Raw genomic sequence first — 9070 nt, 5'->3', positions numbered from 1 at the left:
GATTTCTCAATTTCGTCTCTTTCCTGGTCCGTGACGCTCACTTGGCGGCTCCCGCCGTCTTCTTAGGCGCGGGCTTCGTCGCCGGCGCGGGCTTCGTCGCCGGCGCGGGCTTCGTCGCCGGCGCGGGCTTCACATCAGCCTTGCTCGCCGCCTTGGTTGCGGCCGGCTTGGATGTCTTTGCTGGCGCGGCTGGCTTGGCCGCTTTCGCTGGCGTCGGCTTTGCCTTCGCAGCCGTCGCCCTCGCCACGGTTGCTGGTGCCTTGACGGCCTTCGCCGTGGCCGGCTTCTTGGCTTCCACCGTCTGCGGCGCCGCCGTTGCAGCGGCAACCGCCGGCGTTACCACGGCATCGTCGGTCATCGCTGGAAAGATCGGCGCCGCCGGCGTCGCTTCCGGCGCCTCGACGCCAGGCAATACCGTGGCGCCGTTCTTCAGCGGTTCGCTGGCTTGTGGCGTCGAAGCAACGGGCGTGGCCGGATCGACGGCAGGCTTCGGCTTCATCGCCGCATCGACGCCAGAGCGGACATCGGCCGCCGCCTGCTCGAACGGATTGAGCTGCTTGCGGATCTCGGCGACCGGGCTGAGCCCCCTGAGCTCGTCGACCGACTTCTTGACGTCGTCGAGCTCGGCTTCCTTCAGCGCCTCGTTGAACTGCTTCTGGAAGTCGGCGGCCATGGCGCGCAGCTTTGCCGTCGTGCGGCCGAAGGTGCGCAGCATATTGGGCAAATCCTTCGGCCCGACGACCACGATCATGACGACCGCGATCACCAGCATCTCGGTCCAGCCGACTTCAAACATGGCAATCTGTTCCGACTAGAACCTCGGGCTCAGCTCTTGCTGGCCTTCTCCTTCACCGCCGAAACGGTTTCGTCGGCGCGGTGCTCGACGGTGCGCTTGTCGTCAGCGTCGTCGTCGGCCATGCCCTTCTTGAAGCTCTTGATGCCCTTGGCCATGTCGCCCATCAGCTCGGGAATCTTGCCGCGGCCGAACACCAGCAGCACGATCACCAGCACGATCATCCAGTGCCAAATCGAAAACGAACCCATAGCTACTCTCTCTCGAATGATTTCCCTGGCGATGATCTATGCGTTTTCGCGTTGGGATTCAAACACAACCGCAACAGAGTTGATGAAAGGCGGTCGGAAGTCACGCACTTTTGCCGCGAGTGCCCGCTACGAATCCGCGCAGCCCATCGCCTGCCGCCCGTTTTCAACGGATCTTACGGGTCAATCTTCCGTGACGCGCGGCGTCAACAGGCCGAGTTCCTCGAGGTCGATGTCGGTCAATGCATCCTCGTCCTCGGTCAGCGCGTCAGGGTCGGCCGGCGGCAGCGGCACGGAGAAATTCGATGGCATGCGGGTCGAAAGCAGCCCGGCGCCTTTCAGTTCCTCCATGCCGGGAAGATCGCGGATCTCCTCCAGCGCGAAATGATCGAGGAAGGCGTCCGTCGTGCCGTAGGTGACGGGACGGCCGGGCGTACGGCGTCGGCCGCGCATCCTGATCCATTCCGTCTCCATCAGCGTGTCGAGCGTGCCCTTGGAGGTTTCGACGCCTCTGATGTCCTCGATCTCGGCCCGCGTCACCGGCTGGTGATAGGCGATGATCGCCAGCACTTCGAGCGCCGCGCGGGAGAGCTTCCTTTGCTGGATGGTGTCGCGGCTCATCAGGAAGGCGAGATCGCCGGCGGTACGGAAGGCCCAGGCATCGCCGACACGCACCAGATTGACGCCGCGCCTGGCATAGATCTGCTGCAGGTCGGCCATAGCAGCGGTGACGTTGATGCCGTCGGGCAGACGTGCGGCAAGCTGCTTTTCGCTGACCGGCTCGGCGCTGGCGAAGATGATTGCCTCGGCCATGCGCACGGCTTCCGCCAGAGCGAGCCGCTCGGCCGGATTCTCGACGCAAGCCTGCTCGACCGCAGGTTCCTCGGCCTCGTCCTCGACCTTGAACGGAATGACCGAAGCGTTGGCGCGTTCGCTCATGCTACCACCTCGACTGCCTTTATGCCTTGCGCGCGGCCGCGCAGATAGATCGGCGCGAACACCTGCTCCTGCCGCAAGTCCAATTTGCCCTCACGCACCAGTTCGAGCGTCGCGGCGAAGGAGCTGGCGACCGCCGTGCGCCGCTCCTCCGGCGCCGCGAGATACTCGATCAGGAAACTGTCCAGCGCCGTCCAGTCGCTGAGCGTGCCGACCAGCCTGTTCAGGATGTCGCGCGCATCTTTGAGCGACCACACGCCACGCCTGGCGATCGTCACATTGTTGATCGCCTGCTTCTGGCGCTGCTGCGCATAGGCGGTGAGCAGATCGTAAAGCGAGGCGGAGTACGCGTTGCGCTTCTCGATGATGACCATCTCCGGCATGCCGCGCGCGAACACGTCGCGGCCGAGCCGGTTGCGGTTGACCAGCCTTGCCGAGGCATCGCGCATCGCCTCCAGCCGCTTCAGCCGGAACTGCAGCACCGCCGCCAGTTCCTCGCCGCTCTCGCCCTCTTCGCCCGGCTGCTTGGGGATCAGAAGTTTCGACTTCAGGAAGGCGAGCCACGCCGCCATCACCAGATAGTCGGCGGCAAGCTCCAGCCTCAGCGCCCTCACCTTCTCGATGAAGGCGAGGTACTGCTCAGCCAGCGCCAGGATCGATATGCGCGCCAGATCGACCTTCTGGTTGCGCGCCAGGTGCAGGAGAAGGTCGAGCGGGCCCTCGAAGCCGGCGACGTCGACGACCAGCGACGGATCGCCGGTGACGCGCGCATCGTCGTTCTCGGCCCACAGACGGTCCATCGGTGCGGCCTTCGCGGCCTTGCTGTCCAATGTTTCCGCCACTGCCCCTGTCTCTTTCCCCTGTCAGGCCACCGCGTCGAAATAGGTGGCAAACTCGGCGCGTATCTCGGTCTCGTTCGCGAGGTCGCGATCTTTAATATAGGACAGCGCCCGCTCGGCGCGCTCGAGCGACTTGCCGGCAAGCGCCGTGGTGCGTGACGCAATGCCTGACATTTCCTCGAAAACGCCGTTGCAGTGAAGGACCAGATCGCAGCCCGCCGCAAGGATCGCCGCCGCCTTTGTCGGGAAATCCCCAGAAAGTGCCTTCATCGAGGTGTCGTCGCTCATCAGCAGACCGTCGAAGCCGATCTCGCCGCGGATGATGTCGTTGACCACCTTTGCCGAGGTCGTTGCCGGGTTTTCCGGATCGACGGCGCTGTAGACGACATGCGCCGTCATTGCCATCGGCAAATCGTTGAGCGCCTTGAACGGAGCGAAATCATGGCTGCGCAGTTCGCTGAGCGGCGTGTCGACGGTCGGCAGTTCGAAATGCGTGTCGGCAAAGGCCCGCCCGTGCCCGGGAATGTGCTTCATCACCGGCAGCACGCCGCCCGACATCAGCCCCTCGGCCGCGGCGCGGCCGAGCTCGATCACGGAACCCGGCTCCTTGCCGTAGGCGCGCGCGCCGATGACATCGCTGGCGCCTTCCACCGGCACGTCGAGCACGGGCAGGCAATCGGCGGTTATGCCATGACGAAGCAGGTCGAAGGCATGCAAGCGCGCCATCAGCCATGCGGCGCGGCGGCCGGCCTCGCGGTCATTGCGCCACAGCGCGCCGAGCGCGCCACCCGCAGGATAGTTCGGTGCCAGCGGCGGCCGCAGGCGCTGCACCCGGCCGCCTTCCTGGTCGATGAACACCGGCGCGTCCGTACGCCCGACGGCGTCGCGCATCGAAGCCACCAGATCGCGGATCTGCTCGGTCTCGCCGACATTGCGGGCAAACAGGATGAAACCCCAGGGCCGCTCGTCGCGATAGAAGCGGATTTCCTCTGGGGTGAGCGATTTCCCGGCGCAGCCGAGGATCATGGATTTTGATTCGGTCATGCCTTGGAGCTTAGGGCTTCGCGCGGACAAAGGGAATCACCCGCATGACAAGCGGTTGAAGGCCCGATCCCGCAAAAAACCGGCGCGGCCCTGCGGCCGCGCCGGGTTGACTGGATTGCGCCCAGACTCAGCGCGACACGAAGCAGTTGCCGCCGGCCGCCTTATAGCTGGTGCACAGGGCGATCGCGTCGTTGCGCGACTGCGCCGGCACGCGGACGCGGTAGAAGGTGCCCTTGCCGGCGATCTCGGCCTTGACGATGTTGGCGGTGCGGCCCGACAGCACGCTGCCGTAGCGGCGCTGCAGGTCCTGGTATGTGGACTGCGCGCTTTCAACCGTCGGCTGCGAGGCGATCTGCATCGACCACGAACCACCACCTGCCGCTGCTGCGCTCGGCGATATGGAGGCGACCTGGTCGGGCTTCACCTCGCCGACGACGTCGACCGGCTGGTCGGACGGACGCTGCGGCGCCACCGGAACAGTGGCCGGCGTGTTGGCCGACTGGGTGTGGGCGGCCTGCGTCTTGGCTTCGGCCTTCGCCTCGGCCTTTGGCGCCTCGGCCGGCTTGAGCGGCTGTGCGGCCTCGGTCTGGTCGGCGCTGACAACCTGGTCGGTCGGCTGATCGCTCGCCTGATCGGTCGCCGGCGCCACTGTGCCGGTCTGCTCGGCGCCGGCCTGCGCCGCGGGGGCGACATGCTGCGGCGCCGGATCGGCCGGTTCGGCGGCAGCAACCTGCGAAGCAGCCTCGGGTGCAGGATCCTCGCGCGCAACCAGCGAGCCATCGGGCTTGACCATCATGGTCCTGACCTTGCGTGGCGCGACGGCGATGCCGGGCGTGGATGCGCCGGGCAGCGCCGATGCGGCGCCGGCGCCGAAATCCGAGGATCGCATAGCCCAGGTCCTGCAGGAAGCCGACAAGGGGACCAATCCGGAAGTCGTCGCCGTCGCGGCGGCATTGCCCACGGCGTCCGTGCCCGCAGCGGCGTCGGTATCGGCCGGCGAAAGATCGACGACGCGGCTCTCCGGCTCCTTGGCTTTCACATCGACTGGCTCTTCGGTGTTGGTGACCAGCTTTTCCTGCACCGGCTCGGCCGGCTTGGTACCCTTGACCACCGCGTCGTAGACCTTGTTGTCCTGGTTCGGCACCACCGTGCCGCCCGGATTCTCCGGCTTGACCTTGATTGGCGCGTTGTCGGCCTTGACGATAACCGGCGCCTCGCTGCCGCCCTTGCCGCCAAAGGACAAGGCAAAGGCGCCAAGACCACCGGCCAGGGCCACGGCGCCGACCACGGCGGCGATCAGCACGCCACGGCCGCGCGGCCTAGCGGCCTCACGCTCGGCAAGGCCCGGCACCGCCATCTCCTGGTCAAGCTCGGGGTCGTAGTCGAGCTCATCGACCGCGAAATCGTCGGCCTGCGCGACCGGCCGGCTGCCGGGCAGGTTGTCCATATCGAAGCCGCCCGTCGCGGCGGCCTGGGAAACCGGCGCTGGGGCTGCGAGCATTTCAGCCGGCTTCGCCGCCGCATAGGCGCGCGCGTCGCCGTGATCGTGGCCCGGCTTGAATCCGGCGCCGTAGCTGTCGTCCTCATAGGCGGCGGCTCGAGCCGGTGTCGGCGCGGGCGCGACCTCGACCGCGTTCATTTCATTCAGCAGACCGGCAAACTCGGCATCGAGATCGTCATAGGCCGGCGCTGCCGGCTTTTCTTCCTCGAAGTCCAGTTCGGGAATTTCGAGGTCGTCGGCAAGCGCCACCACACGCTCCGGCACGTCGACCGTCTCGACGTCAGGCATCTCGTCATAGGCTTGCTGATAGTCCGGCTGCGCGGGCTCAGGCTCAGGCTCTGCATAGACCGGAACGTCCTCCACGACCGGCTCCTGCCGGTATGACGGCGCGATCGAAACCGGCGCCACCGACGCCGTCGGCTGGGCTGTGAATGAAGCCTGGGCAGGTGCGGCGACCGGGGTCACGCGGCTCCACGACCGCGCCGGTTCGGGCGGGGTCGAGCGCAGCCAGTCCTGCGAAGGCGAGGCGGGTGCCACGGAATGGCCAGGCTCCCGATCGCCCTCAATGCCCTTGGCAAAGGCGGCATCAAATGCGTCATCGTCGAAGTCAATGTCGGCGGAGGCCGTTGCATTCTTGGCAGAAAGATCCAGGCCTTCGAGTTCACCCCCCGGAAGATCGCCGGAATCGGCTTCGGCCGATTTGGCCGCCTCATCCTGCTGCGGCTGGGCGTCCTCGTGGCCGTCGAGATCCCAATCGAGGTCATCGACGGTCTGCTGATCCGCGGGCTTCTCCGCCACCGGCTGACGGATAGGTTCGGGTTCCCTAGCGACGGGCATCGGCCGCGCGCTCATCGCGCCGAGCAGCGCGTTAAGCTCATCCTCGAGGCTTCGCTCATTGGCGGCGGTCGCAGGTTCCGATGGCTCGACCGCAACGGCCGCGGGCGTGATCGGTTCGGCCGCAGCGGCGGCGATCTCGGCAGCAGGTTCTTCAACCTCTCCGGCCGGCGCATCTTCGATATCAAGCTCGAAGACCGCAGGCGCGATCGGCTCGTCCGCAAAGGCGGCGAATTCGGCAGCCGGCTCTTCAACCTCTTCGGTCAGCGCATGCTCGACATCATCTTCGAAGGCTTCCTGCGCGGCAAGGTCTGTGGCATCGCCTTCGACGGCATATACAGGCTCGACAGGCACTGCGGCAGCCAGCGACTCTTCGGCATCGTCGATGCTGAGCGCGAAATCGTCGTCGAAGGACGCCTGCTCGGCAAGCTCGGAACCGTCTGTGTCGGCGGCATAAGCAGCGTCGGCAGGCTGTTCGACGGTCAGCGGCTCATCGATTTCAGCCGGGTGTTCCGCCTGCGCCTCGATATCCGTGTCGACATCGGCCATCGCCTCGTCGAAGTGACCAGAAAAGTCCTCCTCTGAAATCGCTTGGTCGGCAACAGCCTGAACAGGCGCCGGATGTTCGGCAACGGCCAGAGCGACGTAGTCATCAGCGGACGCGTGGTCGTCGAGCGTCAGTTCATCCTCGAGCGACAGGGAAACAGCATTATCGAAATCGTCCTCGAACGCGGTTTCGACCGCCGGCGCTGCAACCTCTGCGGCACGATGGTCGACTGCCTCGACGGCATGATCGCCGAGCTGGAATTCCCGATCGAGCGACGCGGCAAGCTCGTCGTCCATCGGCAGATCGTCGTCGAGCGGAGAGACGTCTTCGAGCGAACTGGCGACCGCCTGGCCGAGATCATCATCGAAGGCCGCTGCGAGCTCAGGCTCCGCATCGACCTGCGGCGCCGCTACAGCGCCTGCCGCGGGCGCGGTGGCGAAATGATGGTCCTCGATATCGTCGAACACGAAGTCCTGGTCGAGCGACGCCGCAAGCTCGTCGTCAAGCGCGTTGCGGGCCGCGGCTTCGAAAGCCGGCTCTTTCGGTTGCGCGACGGCTTTGCTCTCCTCCGCGCCGAACTCGCCCATCAGTTCCTTCTCGAGGTCGATGTCGAAATCGCCCTCCGCGGCAGGCTGATTGGCGGGCGCAGCCTTCTGGACAGGCGCCTGCGGCTTTACCGGCTGGCGCGGGTCGAAACCCATGATCCTGGTCAGTTCCGCAAACGGATCGTCGTCAGCGATGTCGTTGCGATCGGCTACTTTCAGCTGGGTTCTGTCTGCCATTATTGTTCCCGAACTCGCACACAGTCGGACGCCATGGACGTCGCGCAGGGTTGGCCCTTACCAGCGCAATGTGGGCAAAAGGTGACAGGTTTTTTAGTCAAACCTAACGCATCTCGGTGGGCGCATCCGCCCCTATCAGCGTCAGGCCGGACGTCAAAACGTCCGAAACAGCCTGCACCAGCCCTAGTCTGGCATACGTCAATTGTCGGTCGTTAACCTTAACAAAACGTAAGTCGGGATTATCGGTCCCCCGGTTCCAGTGTCCATGGAAGCTGGAAGCCAGATCGTAGAGGTAGAATGCCAGCCTGTGCGGCTCCAATGCAAGAGCCGCGGACTCAATCAGCCTGGGATATTCAGCCAGCTTCCGGATCAGGCCGATTTCGCCCTCGTCCGAGAGCGAAGCCACCGAAGCCGTCAGCCGGTTGCGATCGAAATTAGCCTCGCCCAACTGCTCGCTCGCCTGCCGGAACACCGAGTGGCAGCGCGCCGAGGCGTACTGCACGTAGAACACCGGATTGTCCTTCGATTGCTCGGTCACCTTGGCGAAATCGAAGTCGAGCGGCGCGTCGTTCTTGCGGTAAAGCATCATAAAGCGGATCGGATCGCGACCGACCTCTTCGACCACCTCGCGCAGTGTGACGAAATCGCCGGAGCGCTTGGACATGCGGACCGGCTCGCCGTCGCGGAACAACTTCACCAGTTGGCAAAGCAGCACTGTGAGCTTCACCTCGTCGCCGGCGATGGCCCGGGCGAGCGCCTCCAGCCGCTTGACGTATCCGCCATGGTCGGCGCCCAGCACATAGATCAGGTCGACGAAGCCGCGCTCCACCTTGTCCTTGAGGTAGGCGACATCGGCGGCGAAATAGGTGAAGGAACCGTCCGACTTGACCAGCGCCCGGTCCATGTCGTCGCCGACGGCCGTCGAGCGGAACAGGGTCTGCTCGCGGTCTTCCCAGTCGTCCGGCTTCTCGCCCTTGGGCGGCGGCAGCTTGCCCTTGTAGATATGACCCTTCAGCGTCAGGTCGGCGATCGCCGCCCTGATCTTCTTGGCATGGTCGGCGTGCAGCGTGCGCTCGGAGAAGAACACGTCGTGATGCACGTTGAGCAGCGCCAGGTCCTCACGGATCATCGCCATCATTGCGTCGATAGTGCGATCCTTGACGATGGCCAGCGCCTCGTCCTCCGGCATCTGCAGCAGTTTGCCGCCGAACTCCTGCGCCAGCGCCTGGCCGACCGGCACGAGATAGTCGCCCGGATAGAGGCCGGGCGGGATCTCGCCGATCGTCTCGCCGAGCGCCTCGCGATAGCGCAGCAGGGCCGAGCGGCCGAGCACGTCGATCTGCGAGCCAGCGTCGTTGATGACATATTCCTTGGTCACATCGTAGCCGGCGAAGGCCATCAGATTGGCGAGCGTGTCGCCCACCACCGCGCCCCGGCAATGGCCGACATGCATGGGCCCGGTCGGATTGGCCGAGACATATTCGACATTGGCCTTGCGGCCGCCGCCGATGGTCGAGCGGCCATAGTTGCGACCTTCGCCGAGGCT

The 9070-nt window shown here is 65.4% G+C and carries 7 protein-coding genes; all 7 read right to left on the bottom strand.

The features are described 5' to 3' along the window. Positions 1–37 precede the first annotated feature (37 nt). Positions 38–796, bottom strand: coding sequence for a Sec-independent protein translocase protein TatB (gene tatB, locus EN742_RS14190; RefSeq protein ID WP_126054201.1), 759 nt, complete (start codon positions 794–796; stop codon positions 38–40). 29 nt (positions 797–825) lie between these two features. Then, positions 826–1044 (bottom strand): twin-arginine translocase TatA/TatE family subunit, encoded by a 219-nt coding sequence (locus EN742_RS14185; protein WP_126054200.1) that lies wholly within the window; start codon positions 1042–1044, stop codon positions 826–828. A gap of 180 nt (positions 1045–1224) precedes the next feature. Beyond that, on the bottom strand, positions 1225–1980 hold the full coding sequence (gene scpB, locus EN742_RS14180) for an SMC-Scp complex subunit ScpB (RefSeq protein WP_126054199.1): 756 nt from the start codon (positions 1978–1980) through the stop codon (positions 1225–1227). Beyond that, positions 1977–2777: a ScpA family protein gene (locus EN742_RS14175; protein ID WP_126059057.1), complete on the bottom strand. Its 801-nt coding sequence runs from the start codon at positions 2775–2777 to the stop codon at positions 1977–1979. The genes scpB and EN742_RS14175 overlap by 4 nt, the downstream gene beginning before the upstream one ends. 63 nt (positions 2778–2840) lie before the next feature. After that, positions 2841–3860, bottom strand: coding sequence for a beta-N-acetylhexosaminidase (nagZ, locus tag EN742_RS14170; protein ID WP_128332938.1), 1020 nt, complete (start codon positions 3858–3860; stop codon positions 2841–2843). Positions 3861–3987: 127 nt separating this feature from the next. Continuing rightward, on the bottom strand, positions 3988–7524 hold the full coding sequence (locus EN742_RS14165) for an SPOR domain-containing protein (protein WP_128332937.1): 3537 nt from the start codon (positions 7522–7524) through the stop codon (positions 3988–3990). Between the two features lie 103 nt (positions 7525–7627). Continuing rightward, positions 7628–9070, bottom strand: a 1443-nt coding sequence (argS, locus tag EN742_RS14160) for an arginine--tRNA ligase (protein ID WP_128332936.1), incomplete at its 5' end; no start/stop codon positions are given.

This window comes from Mesorhizobium sp. M4A.F.Ca.ET.020.02.1.1 (assembly GCF_004022645.1).
Classification (GTDB): domain Bacteria; phylum Pseudomonadota; class Alphaproteobacteria; order Rhizobiales; family Rhizobiaceae; genus Mesorhizobium.
Note: the sequence above shows the minus strand (reverse complement) of the source record. Positions and strands in the feature narration are given on the sequence as shown.